At 58.0% G+C, this 24,818-nt stretch carries 25 protein-coding genes and 1 pseudogene; 22 read left to right on the forward strand and 4 right to left on the reverse strand.

Features of this window, described 5'->3' with window-relative positions:
- Positions 1–13: 13 nt before the first annotated feature.
- Both JMF94_RS08325 and JMF94_RS08330 read right to left on the reverse strand, forming a co-directional pair.
- A complete protein-coding gene (locus tag JMF94_RS08325) occupies positions 14–562 on the reverse strand; it encodes a hypothetical protein (protein WP_240824665.1) in 549 nt (182 codons plus the stop codon).
- Positions 563–653: 91 nt separating this feature from the next.
- On the reverse strand, positions 654–2,540 hold the full coding sequence (locus JMF94_RS08330) for an alkaline phosphatase family protein (protein ID WP_240824666.1): 1,887 nt from the start codon (positions 2,538–2,540) through the stop codon (positions 654–656).
- Positions 2,541–3,199: 659 nt separating this feature from the next.
- Here JMF94_RS08330 and JMF94_RS08335 point away from each other — a divergent pair.
- Positions 3,200–4,774, forward strand: coding sequence for an outer membrane homotrimeric porin (locus tag JMF94_RS08335; RefSeq protein WP_240824667.1), 1,575 nt, complete (start codon positions 3,200–3,202; stop codon positions 4,772–4,774).
- Between the two features lie 184 nt (positions 4,775–4,958).
- Here the strand turns inward: JMF94_RS08335 and JMF94_RS08340 are convergent, their stop codons facing one another.
- A complete protein-coding gene (locus JMF94_RS08340) occupies positions 4,959–5,807 on the reverse strand; it encodes a MerR family transcriptional regulator (RefSeq protein ID WP_240824668.1) in 849 nt (282 codons plus the stop codon).
- A gap of 495 nt (positions 5,808–6,302) precedes the next feature.
- Between JMF94_RS08340 and JMF94_RS15150 the strand changes: the two are divergent.
- The 19 genes and pseudogenes from JMF94_RS15150 to JMF94_RS08435 all read left to right on the forward strand — a co-directional run.
- Positions 6,303–6,551, forward strand: a pseudogene (locus JMF94_RS15150) (BMC domain-containing protein); the annotation flags it as partial.
- Positions 6,552–6,632: 81 nt separating this feature from the next.
- On the forward strand, positions 6,633–6,899 hold the full coding sequence (locus JMF94_RS15155) for a BMC domain-containing protein (protein WP_227117840.1): 267 nt from the start codon (positions 6,633–6,635) through the stop codon (positions 6,897–6,899).
- 20 nt (positions 6,900–6,919) lie between these two features.
- Positions 6,920–8,371 carry an aldehyde dehydrogenase family protein gene (locus JMF94_RS08355; RefSeq protein ID WP_240824669.1) on the forward strand — a complete coding sequence of 484 codons (1,452 nt, stop codon included), beginning with the start codon at positions 6,920–6,922 and terminating at the stop codon, positions 8,369–8,371.
- 58 nt (positions 8,372–8,429) lie between these two features.
- Positions 8,430–10,988 carry a choline trimethylamine-lyase gene (gene cutC / locus JMF94_RS08360; RefSeq protein WP_240824670.1) on the forward strand — a complete coding sequence of 853 codons (2,559 nt, stop codon included), beginning with the start codon at positions 8,430–8,432 and terminating at the stop codon, positions 10,986–10,988.
- A 57-nt stretch (positions 10,989–11,045) separates the two neighbouring features.
- Positions 11,046–11,978, forward strand: a complete 933-nt coding sequence (gene cutD / locus JMF94_RS08365; RefSeq protein ID WP_346770014.1) for a choline TMA-lyase-activating enzyme — start codon at positions 11,046–11,048, stop codon at positions 11,976–11,978.
- A gap of 57 nt (positions 11,979–12,035) precedes the next feature.
- Positions 12,036–12,575 carry a BMC domain-containing protein gene (locus JMF94_RS15075; protein ID WP_276612867.1) on the forward strand — a complete coding sequence of 180 codons (540 nt, stop codon included), beginning with the start codon at positions 12,036–12,038 and terminating at the stop codon, positions 12,573–12,575.
- Between the two features lie 3 nt (positions 12,576–12,578).
- Positions 12,579–14,090: an acetaldehyde dehydrogenase (acetylating) gene (locus JMF94_RS08375; protein WP_240824672.1), complete on the forward strand. Its 1,512-nt coding sequence runs from the start codon at positions 12,579–12,581 to the stop codon at positions 14,088–14,090.
- A 127-nt stretch (positions 14,091–14,217) separates the two neighbouring features.
- Complete coding sequence (locus JMF94_RS08380; protein WP_022658528.1) at positions 14,218–14,505, forward strand: BMC domain-containing protein; 288 nt, start codon at positions 14,218–14,220, stop codon at positions 14,503–14,505.
- Positions 14,506–14,717: 212 nt separating this feature from the next.
- Entirely contained in the window at positions 14,718–15,389 is a 672-nt protein-coding gene (locus JMF94_RS08385) for a phosphate propanoyltransferase (protein ID WP_022658527.1), read from the forward strand.
- Between the two features lies 1 nt (position 15,390).
- Positions 15,391–16,212 (forward strand): ethanolamine utilization protein EutJ, encoded by an 822-nt coding sequence (eutJ, locus tag JMF94_RS08390; RefSeq protein WP_240824673.1) that lies wholly within the window; start codon positions 15,391–15,393, stop codon positions 16,210–16,212.
- A 58-nt stretch (positions 16,213–16,270) separates the two neighbouring features.
- A complete protein-coding gene (locus JMF94_RS08395) occupies positions 16,271–16,864 on the forward strand; it encodes a hypothetical protein (RefSeq protein ID WP_240824674.1) in 594 nt (197 codons plus the stop codon).
- A gap of 7 nt (positions 16,865–16,871) precedes the next feature.
- A complete protein-coding gene (locus tag JMF94_RS08400; protein WP_022658524.1) occupies positions 16,872–17,159 on the forward strand; it encodes a EutN/CcmL family microcompartment protein in 288 nt (95 codons plus the stop codon).
- 3 nt (positions 17,160–17,162) lie between these two features.
- Positions 17,163–17,735, forward strand: coding sequence for a BMC domain-containing protein (locus JMF94_RS08405; protein WP_240824675.1), 573 nt, complete (start codon positions 17,163–17,165; stop codon positions 17,733–17,735).
- A 29-nt stretch (positions 17,736–17,764) separates the two neighbouring features.
- The gene (locus tag JMF94_RS08410; RefSeq protein WP_240824676.1) at positions 17,765–18,094 is read left to right on the forward strand and encodes a hypothetical protein; all 330 of its coding nucleotides are present in this window, start codon (positions 17,765–17,767) and stop codon (positions 18,092–18,094) included.
- 45 nt (positions 18,095–18,139) lie between these two features.
- On the forward strand, positions 18,140–18,418 hold the full coding sequence (locus JMF94_RS08415) for a BMC domain-containing protein (protein ID WP_108702565.1): 279 nt from the start codon (positions 18,140–18,142) through the stop codon (positions 18,416–18,418).
- A 201-nt stretch (positions 18,419–18,619) separates the two neighbouring features.
- On the forward strand, positions 18,620–19,945 hold the full coding sequence (locus tag JMF94_RS08420; protein WP_240824677.1) for a 4Fe-4S dicluster domain-containing protein: 1,326 nt from the start codon (positions 18,620–18,622) through the stop codon (positions 19,943–19,945).
- Between the two features lie 17 nt (positions 19,946–19,962).
- On the forward strand, positions 19,963–20,514 hold the full coding sequence (locus JMF94_RS08425) for a BMC domain-containing protein (RefSeq protein WP_192111444.1): 552 nt from the start codon (positions 19,963–19,965) through the stop codon (positions 20,512–20,514).
- A 138-nt stretch (positions 20,515–20,652) separates the two neighbouring features.
- On the forward strand, positions 20,653–21,000 hold the full coding sequence (locus JMF94_RS08430) for a BMC domain-containing protein (RefSeq protein ID WP_192111443.1): 348 nt from the start codon (positions 20,653–20,655) through the stop codon (positions 20,998–21,000).
- A gap of 7 nt (positions 21,001–21,007) precedes the next feature.
- The gene (locus JMF94_RS08435) at positions 21,008–21,439 is read left to right on the forward strand and encodes a EutP/PduV family microcompartment system protein (protein ID WP_240824678.1); all 432 of its coding nucleotides are present in this window, start codon (positions 21,008–21,010) and stop codon (positions 21,437–21,439) included.
- 889 nt (positions 21,440–22,328) lie between these two features.
- On the opposite strand, the gene JMF94_RS15160 is transcribed toward JMF94_RS08435, so the two are convergent.
- Positions 22,329–22,475 carry a hypothetical protein gene (locus tag JMF94_RS15160; protein WP_240824826.1) on the reverse strand — a complete coding sequence of 49 codons (147 nt, stop codon included), beginning with the start codon at positions 22,473–22,475 and terminating at the stop codon, positions 22,329–22,331.
- On the opposite strand from JMF94_RS15160, the gene JMF94_RS08445 reads away from it, so the two are divergent.
- The gene (locus JMF94_RS08445) at positions 22,429–22,749 is read left to right on the forward strand and encodes a cytochrome c family protein (RefSeq protein ID WP_240824821.1); all 321 of its coding nucleotides are present in this window, start codon (positions 22,429–22,431) and stop codon (positions 22,747–22,749) included. The two genes, JMF94_RS15160 and JMF94_RS08445, sit on opposite strands and share 47 nt — an antisense overlap.
- Before the next feature lie 124 nt (positions 22,750–22,873).
- Positions 22,874–24,805 carry a methyl-accepting chemotaxis protein gene (locus tag JMF94_RS08450; RefSeq protein ID WP_240824679.1) on the forward strand — a complete coding sequence of 644 codons (1,932 nt, stop codon included), beginning with the start codon at positions 22,874–22,876 and terminating at the stop codon, positions 24,803–24,805.
- Positions 24,806–24,818: the final 13 nt, after the last annotated feature.

Raw genomic sequence — 24,818 nt, forward strand, 5'->3', positions numbered from 1 at the left:
AGCGGCAAGAAATTTAGGCGCAGTCGTGCTTGTCCCAGGGTTCGCGGTTATCACGCTGGATAACCGATTCCATACGCACGAGAGCTTCTTTGAGCTTTCTGATTTCATCAAGCTTGAGGTTGGGATTTTTCATTGCCTGATAAATGATACCGCCGGTGCACTGGGCGCTGACGGGCAGATCCGCAATGGTGGCAATGGTAACGGCAATATCCTGCGCGTTAACGGCGCGGGCAACGGCCCCGGCCTTGCTGTCCACAGCCAGACCATAGAAGGCCACGCCGTCAGCGGCGGCAACCACCACCAGGGTGCGGCGGTCGGCGGCTTCCAGAGCGGCTGCAAGAGCGGCTTCATCACCCTGCACCACCAGCAGCGCGTCTTCCGTGCCTTCAAGGGCGGCAGCTTCAACCTTTTTGCCGCCAAGTTCGAGGGCCAGAGCTTCCAGACCAGCGTGTTCGGCATTGGCCAGCAGAACGGCCTTTTTCTTCAGCTTGTCCAGCGCTTCGGATGCGCCGCTGAGCGCAACGGAAGGCAGCATCAGGAGAATCGCTTTCTTTTCAGCCATGATCTTATCCTTGTCGTCTGCCCCGCTGATGCGGGGCTTTGTGTTTTATCGCGCCGGGGCAAAAGCCGCGCACTTGCCCCGGCATGGTGAATTAATCAACCAGATTGGGGTTTTCCATGATCTGGTAAATGGGCGCGCCTTCGGCGTCGGCGGGGACAGGATTGCCCGTGATGTAGCAGAAGGTGGGCACAATGTCGGCCAGCCAGCGCGGGCGGGTATAACGGTAGCCCTTGCGGATGTTGGGGCCACGGAACATGAGCAGGTTTTTGAGGCTGCCGCAGCCGGATTCGCCGGTGGGCAGACCGTAACCGTGCTCGGCCATGTATTCGGGTTTGAGCACGTACACCACATCGCCAGCCTGCGCGCCGCCCATGCCAAACACGTGCGCGTCTTCCTTGCGCACGGCGAGCAGCACGGGCCGGTCGCCTGTGTCGGGATGCTTGTAGTCCAGCAGGGCGTTGATGATGCGGTCGCGCACGTTTTCGTAGTCTTCCTGCTCAACAATACCGCCGGGATAACGGCCCTTCAGGTTTACGTACACGAACATGTAGCGCTGCGGCACGGCAAGCGACTTGCTCACATCAAGCACGTAGTTGAAGCCTTCGGTTTCCTCGTAGATATCCCAGTAGTTTTCAGACTTCTTGGGCTCGTAAGAGCACAGTCCGGCTTCCTTGAGGGCGTGGGCCGTGTTGAGGATGGGGCCGAGGGGCGTTGCGCCGTGGTCGGAGCACACGCACATGACGGTTTCATCGCCCATGATGTCCATGAGGCGGCCAAGCAGACGGTCTTCCACTTCGTATATGTAGCGTTCCATCTTTTCGGCTTTGGTGCGAACAGCATCGTCCGCACTGTCCAGCTCGCTGAGCCAGCCGTGGTAGAACCAGTCAATGGGATGGGAATGCATGTAGAAAAGATCCCAGTCCGCATTGGCCTTGATGAGCGATTCAATGGTGTTCCAGAGCCATGCGCTGTGAAAGTCCACCAGTTCGCACACGGTATCGGTATCAATAATGCCGTGCAGATAGGCAACCAGACCAATATCATTGGCCGTAATGTGCTTGCTGAAGTCAATCTGCGCGGCGGCTTCAGCCGGAGCGATAAAGCCGCAACGGCCAGCAATGCCGGAAATATACAGTTTGAACTCTTCGGCATCGTCAGAAAGCTGCATGAGCTTGGCGCGAAATACGCCCTTTTCGGTGCGGCCATCGCCCTTCACGGTAAAGTCGTGTTGGGCGGGTTCGCTCCACTGACCAAGCTGAATGGTAAAGAAGGCCTTGGCGTAGTCCTTTTCAGGGCAAAGGGCCATGCGGTCATAGCCTTCATCGCCGCTCTGCCACACAAGGCAGTGCCAGGTCTGGTCTTCCAGGGGTTCGATGGCTTCCTTGAAGTGCATACGCACATTCATTTCAAGGGGTTCTTCGCCTTCTGGCAGGTTGGCCCAGCCTTCGGCATCGTCAAAGGTGCCCTGCGAACCCATGGGATAGAAATCTGTGGAAATGACGCTTTCAGAGCACAAATATTCCTTGTGCTCGTTGCCGTGCAGGGGCCAGCGGGTTTCGGCGGGGCTGAGGCCCTCGCCCATGATCATGACGCCGTGCTGCATCTTGGACGGCCACGACATGGGGTAGTTGACCACGAGGCACTTCTTGCCAGCCTTGTCCCACGCGTCCCAGATGGTCTCTGCGGTGAGGATGCTGGAGCCGAAAGCCTGCGAGGTTTCCTTGTAATCAAGGCTGCGGCCTTCATGGTAGTAATAGTAGTCTTCCACGCCGTGGGTGCGGGGCCATGCGCCCGTGCAGATAGTGGCCCAGGACGGCGGAGTGACCGTAGGCAGATTGAAACCTTCGGGAATGTAGCTGCCCTCCTGCATGAACTTTCTGAAGTTATCGAGCCCCCCCTGAGCGAGCATTACTTCAAGCCTTTTAGGAATAAGGCAGTCGTAACCTATAAGGGCGGCGCGCTTTGCTTTTGCAGCCATGATTAAAACTCCTTCGTAGTACCGACGGGCACTGTTGTGATATTAACGCGCCCCTCCTTTCAATTTACATGCCAAATGATTCACAACTCCTCCTGTCCTTTCGCCATGCCCGCCAGACCTCACTTTTTTCCGATCCGTTCTTTACGGAACATACTGGGCCGTTCAAATCAGCGACAAATGTGTCGCGTTTTTCAATCAAAATTGTTATCGTGCTAAAATAATTAAATTTTTATGAAAAATTTTTTTGTCGCAACACACGACAACTCTGCCGCGTATTTACCGAATATGCAGACTATAACATGAAAAAGTAAATTATTTCAGCATGGTGAAATTTGGCACACAGGATGCAATTATGCAACAAACCTGTTTTCGACCAAACACCATGTGAGGCGTCCTTGGCTGCACCCATGCCTGTTGCTGCTTTCCGCAGCTCCTTTTTTGCACAAAAAGCGCCTGCGCGGCATTGCGCCCTGCGGAAACCGCTTTGCGCAAAGCGCCGCATCATCCCCTCGCATCATTTACCCCCCTGCACAAGACCAGCCAGGCCAGGCCTCGCCCGGCTGGATCGAATACGCTTCCCTTGAGCGCGGACAATTTCGCCCGCGCTCTCTTATGGATCAGGCTGTAGCAAATGGATAACGTTTAACTTGGGAGGTACTATGTCTTTAAAACGGAAAACCATTCTTTCCGCAGCAGCTCTTGCGCTTACATTGGGGTTGGCGTTTGGGCAGTCTGCCGAAGCGGTGGATTTCAAGGCAAGGGGCATCTGGTCGATGGGCTTTGGCGTGGGCGATTCCAGCCTGACCAAGGACGTTACGACCACTGGGGCAAAACAGAAGGCCAACAACTCTGACCAGTTTGTTTCGCGTCAGCGCGTTCTGCTATTCCTTGACGCTGTCGCCTCTGAAAACCTGATGGGCAGCGTGCAGTTCAAGCTTGGCCCGATGGACTGGGGCAGATCCGGTCAGGGTTCCGCCCTTGGTGCGGACGGCACCCTGATACGCGTGACCCAGGCCCACATGCAGTGGTCGGTTCCGCAGACCGATCTGAAGTTCAAGATGGGTTTGCAGTATCTGGCCCTGCCTAACGCCGCTGGCGGATCTGCGGTGTTTGACACCCAGGCTGCCGCTGTGGTTGGCAACTATGCCTTCAACAAAAACGTGGGCCTCACCGCCCTGTGGATGCGCCCCTTCAACGACAACTATCAGGGCGGCACCTACAACAACGTGATCAGCAACGACAAGGCCAATTATCTTGATAATATGGACCTGTTTGCCCTGAGCATGCCCCTGACCTTTGACGGCATCAGCATCACCCCCTGGGTCATGCCCGGCATGATGGGCCGCAACACTGGAAAGTTTGGCGCGTTCACCAACTACAACCTGGGAGACGGCTCCCCCGCCACCACCCTGTACCCCTACCTGAACAAGATCGGTGCGGGCCACGGCCTCAACGTGACCGGCGTGACCAATGCCTCCAAGGAATACGGCACCGTGTTCTGGGCTGGCCTGCCTGTTAAGGTTACGGCTCTGGAACCCTGGAACATTGAATTCGACACCAACTACGGCTTTGTCGAGCAGATGGGCAGCTTCAACGTAATGCGCCGCAACAACGCCAATGACGTGGTGCGCGGCAGCACCCAGCGTCAGGGCTGGCTGGCCAAGGCCCTTGTGGAATACAAGCTCGACTGGGGCGTGCCCGGCGTGTTCGGCTGGTACGCCTCCGGCGATGACGGCAACGTCAAGAACGGTTCCGAGCGCCTGCCTTCCGTGTGTGCTTACGGCAACTTCACGTCCTTCATGGGCGATGGCAACCTCGGCTGGAGCCCCAACGTCAACTTCATGGACAAGTCCTTGTCCTACGCGGGCACCTGGGGCTTTGGCGCGCAGATCCGCGATGTCAGCTTCCTCGACAAACTCACCCACACCTTCCGCGTGGCCTATTGGGGCGGCACCAACAGCCCCGCAATGGTCAAGTACATGGACCATGCCAATGCGTGGGATTCCACGTCCAACATGTTTGACGGCCCTTACATGACCACCAACGATGGCCTGCTGGAATTCAACGTGATTTCTTCCTACAAGATTTACGACAATCTTGAGATGAACGTTGAACTGGGCTACGTGGCCAACTACATGGACAGCAGCACCTGGAACAAGAGCTACCAGAACTTCGGCTCCTACTCCAAGCAGGATGCCTGGAAGGGTCAGGTGGTCTTCCAGTACAAGTTCTAAAGATCCGGCGGTTCCTTCCTCCGGTACAGGCCTGCTGCCGACCACGCATACTGGTCTGCGGCAGGCCCATTTTTATGCCCGTGCTGTAAATAGTGCACAAAAAGGCCGTTGCCCGGACTCTCCCAGGCAACGGCCTTCGCTTTTGTTGGGCTGTGCCAAACACCGCCCGGCGGCATGGTGCCGCTTAAACGAATGTGTCGTTGGGGCGGCGCACCCGCACAAGAACCTCGGTCACAAAAAGCGCTTCATTGTTGGTTGTCCAGTAATCGGTGACATACCGTTCAAAGGCATCTGGGGCATGCACATAGCTGTTGGATGCACACCAGCGTTGCAGCTTGCGGTAGGTATCGCTGATGGTTTCGTAAGGGCCAATGTGATAGCAGCTCGCCATGAGCACGCCCCCGAGTGTCTGCATCAGCTCCTGCTTACATGGGCGCATGGGGCGCTGCAAAATCTGTATGGGCTGCTCCACCCTTTTCAGCCTGTCTTCTACCGAAGAAAAATGGACAATGACCGGCCCGGCAATATTGTTGTCCAGCGATTCAACATAATTGGTAAAGCCCATATTGATGATGGTGGACTTGATGTCCAGAGAGAACACCTCGTCATGAAACAGCAGATTCTGCGGCGGAACATATTTGACCGAGACCTGCCGCAGGTCGTTATCCAGCACCATTTCCGCCTCGTGCAGCAGCTCAAGCCAGTCATGAATGGAAGCCGAGCGCAAACGCAGCACGTCTTCCTCCTGCCGCAGGTCTTGCATCTTGGTAGTAAACATCTCGCGCAGAGCCCTCAGCGAAGCGTTGCTGTCCGCATCAAAGGCCGCGCGGATTTCTTCAAGACGGAATCCCATCTGCTTGTAATATTTGAGAGGCGGCACGGAGAGCACATCTTCATGCGTGTAATAGCGGTAATTGTTGGCCCCGCGAAGGCGTGGCGTGATAAGGCCCAGCTTGTCGTAAAAACGCAGGGCTTTTTTTGAAATATTCGAAGTCTCGCTCATTTCGCTTATGGTGTAGCGCTGAGAATTCATGAAGCTCTCCTGAATGTGCGGTGTCCGGCTTGGGGCGTACTCTCCTTGATAGTGCAAAAGTCGTTCCTGCTTCTTCCTCTCATTGCACCCACCCTCAAGGCGCTCATGCAATCTGAACCATCTGTCTGCGCCCGCTTCCCCCAATCTGGCCCAAGGTTCCAGTTTTAGGGAAGGTCGCCGCCTTTTGCCGCAAAAAGCAGACATTTTCGCGACAGGCCCGTAATTAAACGCAAAAATGCCGCCGATCCCTCTGCGCGCCCCACAGCTGCCATGCGCTCGCATAGCCGCGCAGCAGGCGGAAAAATCAAAAAAAAGCCCTGTAAGGGGCCCAAACCCGCGCACCACAAGGGCTGCAACAAATTTCACACACAAGACGAAAAAAATCGGGATATGGCTTGACTTTTCCCTATAGGGGAACGGCTAGAAAGGAACTAGGAGATTTGCTCCGCCCGGCTATGCCCGGACACGAACACGGGTCCCCACGAGGTGAGTTGTATGCAGTATACAGGTGAAGAAGCCCTTGGCCTGATTGAAACTCTTGGCATGGTTCCGTCCATTTACGGCGCGGACAGCATGCTCAAAGCCGCAGATGTTGATCTTGTCGGCTACGAAAACGTTGGCTCCACACTCGTTACCATCATGGTTCGGGGCGATGTGGCCGCAGTTAAGGCATCTGTTGACGCTGGAGCCGCTGCTGCCGCCTCTGTGGGCAAGCTTACGGCCACCAACGTCATGCCCCGCCCCGCGCGCGGTATGAGCGGTATTGTCCGTGCGCATACGCTGGACGAAGTGGCGGAAGACGACCCCGGGCTGCGCGCTCTGGGCATGATTGAAACCTTTGGCATTGTCTTTCTCATGGAAGGCGCGGACGCCATGATCAAGGCCGCCGATGTGGAACTGATCGGCTACGAAAACGTGGCCTCCGGTTACTGCTCCGCCCTTGTGCAGGGCGATGTGGCCGCTGTGCAGGCCGCCGTGGCCGCCGGCATCAAGGCCGTGAACAATATGGGCGCTACCGTTTACAGCTCCGCTGTGATTCCCACGCCCCACCGTCGTCTTGTCAGGCTTGTAAGGCGCTACGCCCTGAGCTGACCGGGTTCATCGGAGGAAACATGATCGGCGACAAGGATCTTATTTCCATCCAGCAGGCTCGCATCCTTGCTGAAAACGCGGCTGACGCTCAGACGCGGCTTTCCGCCATGCCTCAGGAATCGCTGGACACGGTGGTGGAAGCCATGGCTGAAGCCGCCGCCGCTGAGGCCCAGTCGCTTGCCGTCATGAGCCACGAAGAAACCGGATGTGGCGTGTGGCAGGACAAAATGGCCAAAAACCTTTTTGCCTGCCGCCGCGTCATACAGAGCGTGCGGGGCATGCGCTGCGTGGGCAGACTGCCCCAGAGCGCCGATGCCGCGCAAAACGTGTTTGAAGTGGGTGTGCCCGTGGGCGTTATAGCCGCCCTCAGCCCCTGCACCAACCCGGTTTCCACCACCATCTGCAATGTGCTTGCGGCGGTCAAGGCGGGCAATTCCATTGTGGTTTGCCCCCACCAGCACGCCGTGGAATGCACCAGCCGCGTGGTGGCGGCCATGTCTGCCGCCGGTCAGGCCCACGGCCTGCCCGAGGGTTCTGTGACCTGCCTGACCATGGTCGCCGACAGCGGCATTGAAGAACTCATGCGCCACCGCCTTGTGGCTCTGGTTCTTGTAACCGGCAGGGACAGCATGCTTGAAGCGGCGCGCCACAGCGGCAAGCCCTTCATCTACGGCGGCATGGGCAACGGCCCTGCCTTTATTGAAGCCACCGCCGACATTTGCAAGGCCGTGGACGATATCCTTGCCAGCAAGAGCTTTGACAACGGGCTGGCCCCCTCTGCCGAGCAGTGCGTCATCGTGGACGGCAAGATCGAGCCGCAGGCGCGCCGGGCATTTGAGGCGGGCGGAGCCTGTTTTATCAACGAGGCGCAGGCCCAGGCCCTGAGCGAAACCATGTTTCACCCCAATGGCCGCCGCAACCGCGCCATGCTGGGGCAATCGGCAACCGTGCTTGCCGAAAAGGCGGGCGTTGCCGTGCCGCAGGGTACGCGCGTGCTGCTGGTTGAACGCCGCTACGTGGACCCCGCCGATCCCTTTATCAGGGAACTGCTGGCCCCTGTGCTTGCCTATTATGTTGAACCGGACTGGCGGCATGCCTGCGAAAAATGCCTCGAACTTCTGCTGCGCGAGGGTCACGCCCAAACCATGACCATCCACAGCCAGGATGAAGAGATCATCCAGCAGTTCGCGCTCAAAAAGCCCGTGGCCCGCATGCTGGTCAACACCCCCGCCGCTTTTGGCGGCATGGGCCTCACCACCGACCTTTTCCCTTCCATGACGCAGGGCAGCGGTCTTGCCGGGCACGGATTCAGCTCCGACAACATTTCACCAATGAATCTCATTTATCGGCGCAAGGTAGGTTACGGCGTTCGCGGATTCTCGTTCAGGGAACAGCAGAGCGACCAGGCCGACCCCGTTTCAGACGCACTGCGGCGCGTTTTGCGCAAGGCTCTCAATGAATTGAACAGGTGATGCGGAACAAGCCCCGGCCACAGCCGGAGCCGCCATCGCAAACCATGGAGGAATCAACGTGGATCTTCATGATTTTACTCAAAAGATAGCAGAAGTCACCAAAAGCCTGACGCCCGAAGAGCGCGAAACGCTGCGCAAGATATTTGCCACGTCTTCCGGCTCGGCTGTTACCCTCACGCCCACTGCCCCCGCGCAGCATTCCGGCCCCAAGGCTGGCGTGTCTGACGGCGTCAACGTGCCTGACGGCCCCACCGAACGCCATCTCAAGCTCAAGACCAACTATCTTTTGCAGATGCCGCGCATCACCATTCACCGTGCGCGCGCTATTACCAAGATTGACAGCGAAAACCCCGGCATGCCGCGTATTCTGCTGCGCGCCAAGGCTTTCCGCTACTGCTGCGAAACCGCGCCCCTGGTCATTCAGGATAACGAACTCATCGTGGGCGCACCCAACGGCGCGCCGCGCGCAGGCGCGTTCTCGCCCGATATTTCCTGGCGCTGGCTGCGCGACGAGCTGGACACCATAGGCTCCCGCCCGCAGGACCCCTTCTATCTTGCTGAAGAAGACAAGAAAGTTCTGCGCGAAGAAATCTTCCCCTACTGGGAAGGCAAGTCCGTGGACGAATACTGCGAGGCCCAGTACCGCGAAGCTGGCCTGTGGGAACTTTCGGGCGAATCCTACGTGTCCGACTGCTCCTACCACGCCCTCAACGGCGGCGGCGACTCCAACCCCGGCTATGACGTCATCCTGATGAAAAAGGGCATGCTGGACATTCAGCATGAAGCGCAGGAGCACCTGACGCACCTGGATTACGCCAATCCTGAAGATATCGACAAAATCTACTTCTACAAGTCGGTGATCGAAACCACCGAAGGCGTCATGTGCTATGCCAAGCGCATGTCGGAATACGCCGCCCAGCTTGCGGAAAAAGAACATGATCCCAAGCGCAAGGCCGAACTGCTCAAGATTTCCGAGGTCAACGCCCGCGTTCCCGCCCACGCTCCCACCACCTTCTGGGAGGCCATTCAGGCTGTGTGGACCGTGGAATCCCTGCTGGTGGTTGAAGAAAACCAGACCGGCATGTCCATTGGCCGCGTTGACCAGTACATGTACCCCCTCTACAAGGCCGATATCGAAGCTGGCCGCATGACCCCCTGCGAAGCCTTTGACCTTGCGGGCTGCATGCTCATCAAGATGTCTGAAATGATGTGGCTCACCAGCGAAGGCAGCTCCAAGTTCTTTGCCGGATACCAGCCCTTCGTGAACATGTGCGTGGGCGGCGTTACCCGCGAAGGACGCGACGCCACCAACGAGCTGACCTACCTGCTCATGGACGCCGTGCGCCACGTGCGTATTTACCAGCCCTCGCTGGCAACCCGCGTGCACAACTCCTCGCCGCAGGAATACCTCAAGAAGATCGTGGCCGTCATCCGCTCGGGCATGGGCTTCCCCGCCGTGCATTTTGACGACACCCACATCAAGATGATGCTTGCCAAGGGCGTGAGCATTGAAGACGCCCGCGACTACTGCCTCATGGGCTGCGTGGAACCGCAGAAAGCGGGCCGCCTCTACCAGTGGACCTCCACTGCCTACACCCAGTGGCCCATCTGCATCGAACTGGTGCTCAACCACGGCGTGCCGCTGTGGTACGGCAAGCAGGTCTGCCCCGACTCCGGCGACCTGAGCCAGTTTGACACCTACGAAAAGTTCGAGGCTGCGGTGAAGGAGCAGATCCGCTACATCACCAAGTGGTCCAGCGTTGCCACGGTCATTTCCCAGCGCGTGCACCGCGACTTTGCGCCCAAGCCGCTCATGTCCATCATGTACGAAGGCTGCATGGAACACGGCTGCGACGTGGCCTCCGGCGGCGCCATGTACAACTTCGGCCCCGGCGTGGTCTGGAGCGGTCTTGCCACCTACGTGGACTCCATGGCCGCCATCAAGAAGCTTGTGTACGAAGACAAGAAGTACACGCTTGAATACATGAACGAAGCCCTCAAGGCCGACTTCAAGGGCTACGACGCCGTGCTGGCAGACTGCCTCGCCGCGCCCAAGTACGGCAACGACGACGACTACGCCGATGACATCGCCGCCGACCTTGTGTCGTTCACCGAGCAGGAGCACCGCAAGTACCGCACGCTCTACTCCATCCTGAGCCACGGCACCCTGTCCATCTCCAACAACACGCCCTTCGGCCAGCTGCTTGGTGCATCCGCCAACGGCCGCAGCGCATGGCAGCCCCTTTCCGACGGCATCAGCCCCACTCAGGGCGCGGACGTCAAAGGTCCCACCGCCATCATCAAGAGCGTGTCCAAGATGTCCAACGACAACATGAACATCGGCATGGTGCACAACTTCAAGCTCATGTCCGGTCTGCTGGATACCCCCGAAGGCGAACAGGGCGTCATCACCCTCATCCGCACGGCCAGCATCCTGGGCAACGGCGAAATGCAGTTCAACTACCTGGACAACCAGACCCTGCTTGATGCGCAGAAGAACCCCAAGGACTTCCGCGATCTGGTTGTGCGCGTGGCTGGCTACAGCGCCTTCTTCATCGAGCTGTGCAAGGACGTTCAGGACGAAATCATCAGCAGAACCGTGCTGCGCCACTTCTAGGCCGCCCGGTACTTGCGGCAACACAAGCGTAACGGCATACGGCAGGGGAAAAGCACCGTGATCGAAAGAAAAGCCATTGTTTTCAACATACAGAAATACAATATGTATGACGGTCCGGGCATACGCACCATCGTTTTCTTCAAGGGCTGCGCCCTTCGCTGCAAATGGTGCTCAAATCCTGAAAGCCAACGTCGGCGCTGTGATGTGCTGTACAAAAAAGACCTTTGTATCTCCTGCGGCGCGTGCGTGCCCGTCTGCCCCTCAGGCATTCACGCGCTCGCAGGAGAGCAAGGCCAGCATACCGTCAACAGGGAGCTTGACTGCATCGCCTGCGGGCGCTGCGTCAAGGCCTGCCCCCAGGGGGCATTGGCCATCGCGGGCGAATGCAAGGGCATTTCTGAACTGCTGGAAGTGGTGGAACAGGACTGGCCCTTTTACCAGAGCTCCGGCGGGGGAGTTACCGTTGGCGGCGGCGAGCCCATGCTCCAGCCGGAAGCCGTGGCAAACCTGCTCCTGGCCTGTAAGCACAAAGGCATCAACACCGCCATGGAAACGTGCGGCTATGCCCGCCCCGAAGTGGTGCGCCAGCTTGCCGAAGTGGTTGATCTCTTCCTCTTCGACATCAAGCACATGAATCCGGAAAAGCACTATGCCCTCACAGGCGTGCGCAACGAGACCATACTGGCGAACCTGAGCTGGCTGCTTGAAAACGGCTTCAACGTGCGTATCCGCATGCCCCTGCTGAAGGGATACAACGACGATGCGGAAGAACTGCACGCAGTAGGAAAATTTCTGTATAATTACAAAGGTATGAAAAATTTAAAGGGTGTTGATCTGCTCCCCTACCACAAGATGGGCGTCGGCAAGTACGCCCAGCTCGACATGGAATACCCCATCAAGGACAACCCTGTGCTTGATGACCGGGATATGGCGACCATGGAGAGCATTTTGCGTGGCTATGACCTCGATGTGAAGACCATCAGGCATTAACGCAGACAATTACGGACAAACCCGCGCCGCGTACTTGCGCAGTGAAGGAGAAACAGCATGCTGGCATTAGGACTTGTGGAAACGAGGGGCTTGATAGGAGCCATTGAGGCTGCCGACGCCATGCTCAAGGCGGCAGACGTGCGCCTGCTCGAAAAGTCCCTTGCTTCCGGCGGGCTTGTGACCATCACCATTGCGGGCGAGGTGGCTGCCGTACAGTCCTCCGTGGACGCAGCAGTGGCCTCCATTGCGCGCATTGAAGGCGCGGAGTGCGTTTCGCGGCATGTCATCCCCCGCCCCGATGCGGAGCTTGCACATATTTTGCTGTTGCAACCGCGCAGCATTGAGATTGAGGCGGCGGCCCCGGCAGAGGCCGCACAGGAAGGCCAGACAAGCATGACTGACCCCGCCGACAAGGCGAAGCCCGCCACGCAGGCCGCGCCCCCGAGCAAGGAAAAGCTCGCGGGCATGAGCATAAACAAACTTCGGCAGTTGGCCAGAGACCTTCAGGTTCCGCTCACGCGCGGGCAGATTGTCTCCTCCGACAAGAAAACGCTGATAGACGCCATTTGCCGGGCGGCTCTGAAGGAAAAGGAGTAAGAAATGGTCGATAAGGATTTGCTCTCCATTCAGGAGGTGCGCGCACTGGTTCGCGCTGCGCGCAAGGCGCAGCCGGAATTCGCACAGATGAGCCAGGAGCGTGTGGACGCCGTGATCAAGGCCGTTTCCGAAGCCACCGCTGCCCAGGCTGAAACGCTGGGCGCAATGGCTGCGGAAGAAACCGGCTTTGGCAAACCGCAGGACAAAAAGACCAAGAACCTGCTTGCCAGCGAAAAGGTCTATGCCTGCATTCGCGACATGAAGACCGTGGGTATTCTTTCCACCAACAACGAGACCAAGGTTGTGGAAGTGGCCGTGCCCGTGGGTGTGATTGCGGGTATTGTGCCCTCCACCAACCCCACGTCCACCACCATCTACAAGTCGCTCATCTCGCTCAAGTCGGGCAATGCCATTGTGTTTACGCCGCACCCCAGCGCCCGCAAGTGCATTGCCAAGACGGTGGAAATCATTCAGGGCGCGCTGCGCAGCTGCAACGTGTCGCCCGATCTGGTGAGCTGCATCACCATTCCCACCATTGAAGGCACCAACGAACTGATGAAGATCTGCGATCTCATCCTTGCCACGGGCGGCCCCGGCATGGTCAAGGCCGCGTACAGCTCCGGCACGCCCGCACTGGGAGTGGGCGCTGGCAACACGCCCGCCTTCATTGAACGCACCGCTGATATCGAAAGCGCCGTAACCAAGATCATGAGCAGCAAAACTTTCGACAACGGCACCATCTGCGCCTCCGAGCAGTCCATCGTCACCGAATCCTGCATCGCCGCCAAGGTGCGCGCCACGCTGGAAGCCCAGGGAGCCTACTTCCTCCAGGGCGAAAAGCTGGAAAAGGTCAAGAACGTCATGGAACGCGGCAATGGCAGCATGAACCCCGCCATTGTGGGCCGCGACGCCCAGACCATCGCACGCATCGCCGGCATCGACGTACCCCAGGGTACGCGCCTGCTCGTTTCGGACGAAAAGGGCGTTGGCCACAAGTATCCTTTCTCCAAGGAAAAGCTCACGGCCCTGCTCGGCTTTTACGTGGTGGAAGACTGGCATGAAGCCTGCGAACTGTGCACCGCCCTGCTGCACAACTGCGGCGCGGGCCACACCCTTGCCATCCACTCCAACAACGAAGAAATCATCCGCGAATTCGGCCTCAAAAAGCCTGTTTCGCGCATCATGGTCAACACGCCCGCCACGCAGGGCGCGGTGGGCCTCAGCACCGGGCTGTTCCCCTCGTTCACCCTGGGCTGCGGGGCCGTTGGCGGCAGCGCCACTTCCGACAACGTCACGCCCATGAACCTGATCAACATCCGCCGTGTGGCCTATGACCTCAACTCCCAGTGCTGCTGCTCCGGCAACGGGCACGGCGCGGACAGCCATGCTGCCCCTGCCGCCTCCTGCTGCTCCGGCAGCGGGCATGGCACGTCTGCTCCGGCAGCGGGCGCTGGCAACATTGATATCAACGCCGTCACCGAACTGATTGTGGCCGAGCTGAAGAAGGTTCTTTAGCAGCTACACCGGGCTGGCCAGTGCCCGCCCAATGTAACCGTAACAGCCCGTTATTGCGGAATGCCCCCAACGGCATGACCCGCTCAGGGGCACAACAACATACGCAAATAACGCAAGGAGAATAGCTATGACCGCTTCCGCCAACGCTCTGGGCATGATCGAAACCCGTGGTCTTGTGGGCGCCATTGAAGCCGCCGATGCCATGGTGAAAGCCGCCAACGTAACCCTTATTGGCCGCAGCCAGGTGGGTTCCGGCCTTGTCACCGTGATGGTGCGCGGCGATGTGGGCGCTGTTAAGGCCGCCACTGACGCCGGCGCCGCCGCTGCCAAAAAGGTGGGCGAACTCGTGAGCGTGCACGTGATCCCCCGCCCCCACAGCGAAGTGGAAATGATTCTGCCCAAACGCGAAGCCTAGTCTTTGCCGTATCTGGCCCCCCGGCGCACACTGACGGGCAGCGCGCTGCACGCGAGCAGCGCCGGGGGAGCCACAGGCAGAACGCCTCTACGGAAACGGCGTGGCGTTGCCCATGAAAAGACGCCCGCCAAAGGAATTTGAGCCTGCGGCCAGATTCCCGCGTATTTACAAGGCGGTTGCCCAATGCGCAGCCGTTGCATGCTGGAGCCAAGATGAACGAACAAGCGATCAAGGACATTGTGACAGATGTTGTGCGCAAGGTGCTGACAGAGCAGTGCGCCAGCAGCGGCAGGGAAGAAACCATGAACGCCGGACCCATCCCGGTGGAGATTTCCGCCCGTCACGTCCATCTGAGCGTCGAAGATGCGCTGTCGCTGTACGGTGAGGCCCTGCGACCCGAAAGGCCGCTCTCGCAGCCGGGACAATTTTTGTGCGTTGAACGTGTGCGGCTGATCGGCCCCAAGGGCGTCATGGACAAAGTGGCCGTTCTCGGCCCCGCCCGCAGCGTTTCGCAGATCGAGCTTTCCAAGACCGATGCCCGCATTCTGGGCATCAATCCTCCGGTGCGCCAGAGCGGCGACACCAAGGACACCCCTGGCATTGTGCTTGCATCCACCACGGGCATTGTGGGCCTGGAATCGGGCGTGATTGTTGCCGCCCGCCACATCCACATGCACACCGATGATGCCGAACGTTTCGGCCTCAAGGACAAGGACAAGGTCGCCGTGCGTCTTGATACGGAACGGCCCATGATTCTTGAAGACGTGCTGGTGCGCGTGAGCGACTCCTTTAAACTTGCCATGCACATAGATGCGGACGAAGGCAACAGCGCAGGCTGGAAGCCCGGCGTCACCGGCGTCATCGTGCGGCGCTCAAGGGGCTGATATGGACTTTGCCGCAGCGGACAAACTGATCGCCACGCTTGACCAGTGCCGGAAAAATCCCCGCAAGGTCAGCCCCACGGAACCCCTTTATGTGGGCGTAGACCTTGGCACCGCGTACATTGTGGTGGTTGTGGTCAACGCCAAACGCGAGCCTGTGGCCTGTGCCATGCGCTTTGCCCAGGTGGTGCGTGACGGTCTGGTGGTGGACTACGCGGGCGGCGCGCGCATTGTGCGCGAGCTGACCGAAGAGCTGGAGGAACGCCTTGGCCGCAAGCTTGAAAATGCCGCCATCGCCGTTCCGCCCGGCACCAGCGAGCGCGACTGCGCAACCCATCGCCATGTGGCGGAGGCCGCTGGCTACCGCGTTACCGCCCTGCTTGACGAACCCACTGCGGCCAACAGCGTTTTGCAGGTGCGCGACGGCGCCATCGTGGATATCGGCGGCGGCACCACCGGCATTGCCCTGTTGCAGGACGGCAAGGTTGTGTACGTGGCTGACGAACCCACGGGCGGAACGCACGTTTCCCTCGTGCTGGCGGGTAATTACGACATTCCTTTTGACGAAGCTGAAGACCTGAAAAAGGACGCGAGCCGCCACAAGGAACTTTTGCCCGTGGTGCGGCCCGTGATTGAAAAGATGGCGGCCATCGTCAAGAAGCACATTCAGGGGCGCAAGGTTTCGGCCCTGTACCTTGTGGGCGGCACCTGCTGCCTCGCTGATATGGAATCCATCATCCAGAAAGACACCGGCGTGCCCACATTCAAGCCCGCCAATCCTTTTCTGGTGACGCCGCTTGGCATAGCCCTCAACTGCACAGACTAGAGCATTTTGCTTTTACGAATATAATTCAAAGCCTTAAATGATTATAGGAGCGCGGCTTATGCCCGTGGAACTGAACACACTTATTACCGCCGTGGTGCGGGCCGTGCTGGATCAGCTTGATACCAGGCCCGCGTCTGTGGCTCTGGTGCTGGCCCCCAGGGACGAAACCCTCGCCCGCCAGGTGGAAAAGCGCCTCGGCAGCGCCATGCAGGTGTGCTTTCAGGGGCAGAGCGCCGGGCAGGAACCGACCCTCTACATCCTGCCTGAGCTTTCCTGCCCGGATATGGCGGATCTGGCGCTTGGGCGCGGCTCAAGCCTTGCCCAGCGCGAAGTGCTTGACCTGCTCTTGCAGGGCAAACAGGTGCGCACCCTTGGCTTTGCTTACCGCGCACACGCCGCCACTGCCCCGGACGCGCTTTTGCGCCTGTATGAAGAATATGAAGCGCGGCTTGCGGCCTTTGGCCTGACGGAACTCGTCGAGGCCGCGCCGGAGGCGTCGCGCACGCGCGATTGTCTTATAACCGCAAACCATGTGGCCGAGGCCGCCGCAACGGGCGCGCGCACCCTGCGTGCTCCCCAAGGGGCCGTTGTAACACCGCTGGCGCAGGATGCGGCGGCGGAACGCAACATGACCATTTTGAAAGATCTGTAGGTGTCGCATGCTGATAGGCATTGTCGTCGGTAACGTATGGGCCACGCGAAAGGAAGATTCCCTCAACGGGCTCAAGCTCATGGTGGTACAGCGCCTTGACCTCGCCCACAACAGGCTGGCCGAAAGTTTTGTGGCGGTGGACTGCGTGGGAGCCGGTATTGGCGAACGCGTGCTTATCACCACCGGCAGCCCGGCCCGCAAGGCTCTGTACAATCAGGAATCCCCTGTTGATGCAGCCATTGTGGGCATTCTGGATCAGGAAGAAATGATGGGCAAAAGCCCGGAGAGCGAATAGCTCATGGATACGCTGGGCATTGTGGACAGCCGCAGCATAGCCGCTGGGGCGGAGCTGGCCGACATCATGCTCAAGGCCGCTCCGGTCACGCTGGTGCGCGCTTCCGTTGTGTGCGCAGGGCGCTTTCTCATCCTTGTGGGGGGAGACAGAGAGGCGGTAGACGCCTCGGTGCAAGCCGCCAGAGCAACGGAAGCGCGCCTTGCGGGCAGCTATGTTGTTTCCAATGTGTCCAGCCAGGTACTCAATGTTCTGCGACGCATGCCCGCTGAAATCGGCGGCGCGGCCCTGGGCGTTGTTGAATGCCGCAACGCGGCAGACAGCGTCATAGCGGCAGACAAGGCCGTCAAACAGGCGGCGGTATCTTTGATGCGCATGGTTCTTGGCCAGGGCATTGGCGGCAAATCGTACTTTGTGCTGACAGGCGATGTGGCCGCCGTGCGTGAAGCCGCAGCCGCAGCCGCTGACGTGCTGGGCAACAATCTGATGCGTATGGTGGTCATTCCCCAGCCCGACCCGGAAGTGGTCAGCGCGCTGGCGGGCACGGCGCGGCGTAACGCCAATGACGCCCAACAATAACCCGCGCCTGCGGAACGAACGAGGCACATATGGGAAAAACGCTGATAACCATTGATAATCTTGATCAGTTCATCCACGGCAACAAGCTTGTGATGGACTCCGCTAAGATTCTGACCCCCGGCGCGCGCGATGAACTTTGCAAACGCGGCGTCCAGATAAGCTACGACGAGGCCACCGCGCACTGCGCACACGGCGAATGCTCGCAGCACGCGCATGACGGGCACGACGAACACTGCGATGACCTGCTCATCGGCGTGGCCGCCATCATCAAACAGCACTATGGCATCACCGATCCCGATGAACTTCGGAAAGTGACGCTGGAAACCGTGGCAGTGATCGGCAAGAGCCTTCACGCTTAAGCCTCTGCCGCGCATACGCAAACATAAAAGGAGATTACAATGGCTATAATGACTGACGCTCTCGGCATGGTTGAAACCCGTGGTCTTGTTGGCGCTGTGGAAGCTGCCGATGCCATGGTCAAGGCTGCCAACGTGACCCTCATCGGTCGCGAACAGGTGGGTTCCGGTCTGGTGACCGTGATGGTGCGCGGCGATGTGGGCGCGGTTAAGGCCGCCACCGATGCGGGCGCTGCCGCTGCCTCGCGCGTGGGCGAACTTGTGAGCGTGCACGTGATCCCCCGCCCCCATGAAGAAGTGGAAATGATTCTGCCCAAGTGCAAGTAAAGCCTGAAGCCGGGCGATGTGATTGCAGCGGGTGCGGTTAGGGCAGTTTACGAAGGAAATGGGGTAACTGCTCTGCAGGGATTTTTCTGAAAATCCTTGCCACGAAATGCGAGCAGACAGGCTTTGCCTGTCATAAGCGAACATTTCAGGAGTGAAATGCTCTGGCGGCCCGCTTTGCGATAATTCCAGTGAGAGGACATCATGGGAAAACCAATTGTTGACGCCATTCGCGCGGCTGGCGTGGTAGGTGCGGGCGGCGCAGGCCTGCCCACGCACGTCAAGGCCGACGCCGCCGCGCAGACGGTGCTGGTCAACGGGGCTTCGTGCGAACCGCTGCTGATGAGCGATCCGTATCTGATGGAAACACAGGTGGACACTCTGGTGCGCGGCCTCGAGGCCATGATGGATTGCACAGGGGCCGGGCGCGGCATCATCTGCCTCAAGGGCAAACACGCCCATGCCATGCAGAGTGTGCGCGAGGGCGTTGCCCGCCTTGGCAAGGGCCGCATCGAGGCCTTTGAACTGGGCGACTTCTACCCCGCCGGCGACGAGCAGGTGATGGTGTATGAAGTGCTGGGCGGCATTGTGCCCGAGCGCGGCATTCCTTTGCAGATCGGCGCGGTGGTAAGCAATGTGGAATCGCTCTGCAATGTGGCCCACGCGCTGGACGGCAAACCTGTGACCCACCGCTACCTCACCGTGGGATGCGAGGTGCACAAGCCCATGGTGGTGCGCGTGCCGGTGGGTACGCGGGTTGCCGAGGTGCTGCAATTTGCGGGCGGGCCGACCATTGACGAATATCGCGTGGTGGACGGCGGCCCCATGATGGGCCGAGTACTGCCCGATACGGATCAGCCCGTCACCAAAACCACAAGCGGCCTCCTTGTGCTGCCGCCCGACCACAACGTGGTGTGCCGCAAGGTCATGGACCCGCACACGGTCAAACGCCTTACCAACACCATTTGCTGTCAGTGCTCGCAGTGTACCGATCTTTGCCCCCGGCAGTTGCTTGGTCACAGCCTGCACCCGCACCGGCTTATGCGCGTGCTTGACGGGCAGGCCGTGGATTCGCCCATTGCGCGCGAGGCCCTGCTCTGCTCCGAATGCGGCATCTGCGAAAAGTTCGCCTGCCCCATGGGCCTTTCGCCCAGGGAAGTGAACGCGCAGCTCAAAAAGGAACTCATGGCCGCCGGGGTCAAGTGGGAAAACAGGGGCGAACCCCTCGTGGCCTCGCGTTTCCGCGATGACCGCAGGATTCCCACCAGCCGCCTTGTAAGCAGGCTTGGGCTTGCGGGTTATGAAGCGCACCCGCACTTTGCAGGCGATTACACGCCTTCGGAAGTGCGTATTCCCCTGCGCCAGCACATAGGCGCGCCCGCTCTTGCCGTGGTGCATGCGGGCGATCACGTCAAAACAGGCGACCTCATCGGTGAAATTCCCGAAGGGGCCATGGGTGCGCGCGTACACGCCAGCATTGACGGCGTGGTCACTGCCGTTGAAAACGGCATCATAACCATCAAGGCGTGAGGCAACAGGTGAGCGGCATGAAATTACGCACTATTGGCTGTGTGGAACTGAACAGCATCGGCGTGGGCATTCAGACGGCGGACGAAATGGTCAAAGCCGCCAATGTGGAGCTGGTTATCTCCCGCCCCACCTGCCCTGGCCGTTATCTTGTGGTCATCACCGGCGATACCGGAGCCGTGACCAGCTCCGTGCAGACCGGTTTGCACCTGGGCGCGGATCTGGTGGTGGATTCCTTTATCATCCCCAACGTGCACGAAAGCGTCATCCCAGCCATGAACGGCACCGCCATCAGGGAAAAGATCAACGCTCTCGGCATTATTGAAACATATACCGCAGCCTCCTGCGTGCTGGCGGCGGATGCCGCAGCCAAGGCTGGCGATGTGCACCTTGTGGAACTGCGCCTTTCTGCGGGCCTGGGCGGCAAAGCCTTTGTGCTCATGACGGGCGAGGTCAGCGCCGTGCAGTCTTCTGTGGACGCTGGCGCTGCCAACGTGACGGACGGCGGCCCGGTGGTCAGCAAGATTGTGATCCCCTCGCCCAGCGACGATCTCAAAAAGCAGTTGCTCTAGAAGTAGATGCACTTTGAAATGTGAAGCATTTCAAAGTTGAAATGCTCTAACCAGTTTACTCCCGGGCAACCCCTTGCGCGGGGAGCCAGACTCCCCGCGCGAACATCACACCCCCTCAAGCAAACAGGCAGCCGCACCATGGAAGAAGCGAAACAGCGCGTCATACAGGAGTATGTGCCCGGCAGGCAGATCACTCTGGCGCACCTCATCGCCAGCCCCCAGCGCGACATTCCCCTCAAGCTCGGCCTTGACGAAAGCGCAACGGACGCAATCGGCATACTCACCATCACGCCCAGCGAAGGCGTGATCATTGCCGCAGATATAGCCACCAAGGCCGCCGATGTGCAGATCGGCTTTCTGGACAGGTTTGGCGGCTCCCTGCTGCTCACCGGCGATGTGGCCAGCGTGGAAGCCGGGCTGCGTGAAGTGCTGCGCTATTTTGGCGATGTGCTCCACTACGCCCTGACCGATTGCACCCGGTCATAGGCCAGCCGTGCGCCGTATTATGCTTATGGGCGAACGGGGGGTGGGCAGGCGCACCGTTGCCCGCCTGATGGGCTGCACCGTGCCGGATCTGCGGCGTACCATGGCCGTGGAATACGCCGGAGAATTTGTTTTTCCCCCGCCGGAATTTCTTGAAAACCGCCGTTTTTACTGCGCCCTCATCACCCTGGCCACGGAATGCGCGGCCATTCTTTTTGTGCAGGACGCCACCCGCCCAACCTCCGCCTTTCCGCCGGGTTTTGCCCGCATATTCAATCGCACCATCGTTGGCGTCATCAGCAAGACAGACATGGACGCAGCCAACACGGAACGTGCCCGACGCTTTCTGCAGAGCGCTGGGACAGCGCAAATCGTTGCGCTGAGCTCCGTCACCCTCGCTGGCGTGGACGAACTGCGCGCCGCTCTGCCCCTTAAAGCCTGATTCCTTCAAAGATACTGCCACCGTAAGTCCCGCGCTGCCTGCCATTCCCCTGTATTATCCGACCCCGCAATATGTATCAATTCAGTCAATATTCATGCAGAGATTGTTTTCTCTAGCATGATCTTGGCGCAAAGATGCGCACACCCGCACTCTAGAGTTAAGATTTATACCTGCTGCATAAAAAAAGAACAAAACTGACAATCATTTTCCTATTCATCAAGAACAAACAGCAGTGCTCAATGAAAAATGCATCTAATACTTATGTATTGGAGTAAAAAAATCCATTTAACTGCAACTTATAAATATTGCCGCACATGACATGATCTTTCCTGTTTTCGTGAGCGTATTCACTTTAAAAAATTTTTGTGCTAACCATTCAAATCTAGGCCTGTTTTTGGAGAAATTTTCGCAAAAAGGCCAATACGTATAAAAAAGATATGATTAATTGATCCCATATTCCCAACCTATAAACAATCATATTATCGCTTTTTAACGTATTCATTGCTTAATCAGTGAGTGCAATTTCAAAATTTTTATGTATAACAACGTCAGTTCACAGCATTATAGGGTGCGTACTGCATCCCATGACTGGCGCGGCATTGGAAAGATCACCACCCACGAAAATGAGAAAAACCGCACAAATTCCAAACAAGGCATAATCATTTAATAAAATGTGCCGAAAGGCTCTGCGTTACTGCGGCATTGCCCTGCGAAGGATATAGGGTTTCCGCACTGATTCACGATTCCTGGTTTTACGTTTTTTGAAGTGACAAAGTCCCGCTCCTCACTGGCGCTACTGGCTGGCTACAAAAACAACCATCAAAGAGAACGTGATGATGCTGTATTTAGCTAAAAAATGTATTATTTCAGCCTTGTTCATAGTATTTATTCAGCTATTTTTTGTCCAAGCAGGCAATGCAGGCAATTCAAAAACGTACATTGGCTCTAAAAACTGCGCTCCCTGCCATGAAGAGCAGTACAATTCTTTTATCAAGCATTCTAAAAAAGCCCATTCATGGAATTCTGTAGCCATCATGAAGCCCAAACTCAAGGAGCACGAGCTTCAAAAATGCTACGAATGCCACACCACAGGCTACAACAAGGGCGGATTCAAAAGCATAGAAACAACGCCCGAGCTGGCCGATGTTGGTTGCGAGACCTGCCACGGCCCAGGCAGCGAACACGCGGAAAATCAGGACCCTCAATCCATCAGCAGAAAGCCCGCCGTGGAAATCTGCACGGCATGCCATAATTCCGAGCGGATTCAGGATTTCAAATTCAAGCCACTGATCTTTTCCGGCGCGCACTAGTTCGGGGGTAACAATGCTTTTATCCAGATCGCTTAATTTCAAAATCACTGTATCCATTGTCACTATTACGTTTCTCGTCATAAGCTGTATAATGTCTCTGGAATATGCTGGAGTTAAAAAGCTTATGACTGATGAAATCCGCTCCAGCGCGCACATGGAAACAGGGCTGATCTACATGGGCATTGAAAAGCCCATGATCGTGGGCGACAACAAGGGAACAGCAGACGAATTCGGCAAGATCAAAAGCAAATTCGGGCATATTGCCGCCTATATGACTTCATACACGGGCAATATCACCTACAGCACGGACGACACCACCCTGCGCAAGGATTTTGCAGCGGTAGAAACGGACAAGGAGCTGGCGGGCCTGCATATGCGCGGCCTCAAGCAGCCCATCGAGGAAGCCGTTTTTATTGACCAGAACGGGAAAAAACTTCTGGGCAGCGTTTTTTCCATTGCCAACCAGCGCAGGTGCCATCACTGTCACGGCGAATCAGAACCAATCCTTGGCCAGCTAGTGATGAAACTTGACGTCACCAATGCCTGGACCGCTATGGAAAACCAGTTGCTGCGCACGTCCATCATGGGGGCTTTGGGTCTGCTGGCCCTCATTGTCTTTACGGTGCTGGCAATCCGCCATTTTCTCATTCGCCGGATTTCGCGGCTTGTTGCCAATGCCGGACAGGTGGCAGCAGGCAACCTTGCCGTGGAATTTGACCAGCAGGGCAAGGACGAACTTGCCACGCTCTCCACCGACATTGGCAAAATGGTGGCGCAGCTCAAAGACAAGCTTGGCTTTTCAGAAGGCGTGCTCAACGGTATTGCCGCCCCCTGCCTGATCATTGGCGCGGATAAAAAAATTCTCTGGCTTAACCAGCATCTGTGCGATCTGCTGGAAAAAACCGCAAAGCCGCAGAGTTTTCTCGGTCTGACATCTGGCAAATTTCTGTGGAATGACGAAAACCGCGAAACCACCGCCGTACGCGCCGTTTTGCACCGCAAAAAATTTGTGGCCGAGAGGGAGCTCCCAACGGAAAAAGGCAATCTGCGCCACGTCACTGTTACTGCCACGCCTTTTTTTGACATGGATAATACCCTCATGGGTTCGGTAACATTCTGGAACGACATTACCGAGATCAGAAAAAATCAGCGCCAGATTGAAAAGAACGGCGCGATGGTTGCCAGAGTCGCGGAAAACGCTGGCGAAATTGCCACCCACCTTGCCCATATATCCGACCAGTTGCTGGAACGCATCGGCCATACCAGCGAAGGCACGGCCAACCAGCAAAACAGAATACGTGAAACCGCCACCGCCATCGAAGCCATGAACGCCTCCATAGTTGATGTGGCGCGTAACGCTGGCGATGCCTCCGGCAATGCAGATCAGGCCCGGCAGCGCGCCCAGAGCGGTCAGAAGATCACCGACCAGTCCATTGAGGCCATAGCCGATGTGCGCAAACACACCACGACCATGAGCACCGGCCTGCACGATCTTGGCAGCAAGGCGCAGGACGTGGGCAAAATCCTTGGCATCATCAGCGATATTGCAGACCAGACAAACCTGCTGGCCCTTAACGCCGCCATTGAGGCCGCCCGCGCTGGTGATGCCGGGCGCGGATTTGCCGTGGTTGCCGATGAAGTGCGTAAACTGGCGGAAAAAACCATGCAGGCCACCATGGAAGTTTCCTCCGCCGTCAAAGGCATTCAGGACAGCGCTCACAGCAATATTGCGCTGATGGATGAAACAGACGCCAGCGTACAGCAGGGTGTGGAGCTTGTGACGCAGGCCGGGGAAGCCTTGCAGGAAATTGTCACCCAGGTCATGCAGACCGCCGACATGATCGGCATAATCGCCACCACGGCTGAAAAGCAGTCTGCCGCTTCTGAAGAAATCAACGGCAACATTGGCACGGTTGATTCCATCGCGCTGGATATTTCCAACGCCATGACGGAGCTTGGCGTTACCGCCCGTGAGGTGGCCCAGTTGGCCGCCGACCTGCGCGAAACCATTGCCTCCATGAGCAACGGAAACGGCAACGGACACAGCGGTTCCTAGAAAGGCACAACCT

The organism is Desulfovibrio sp. UIB00 (assembly GCF_022508225.1).
GTDB lineage: Bacteria > Desulfobacterota > Desulfovibrionia > Desulfovibrionales > Desulfovibrionaceae > Desulfovibrio.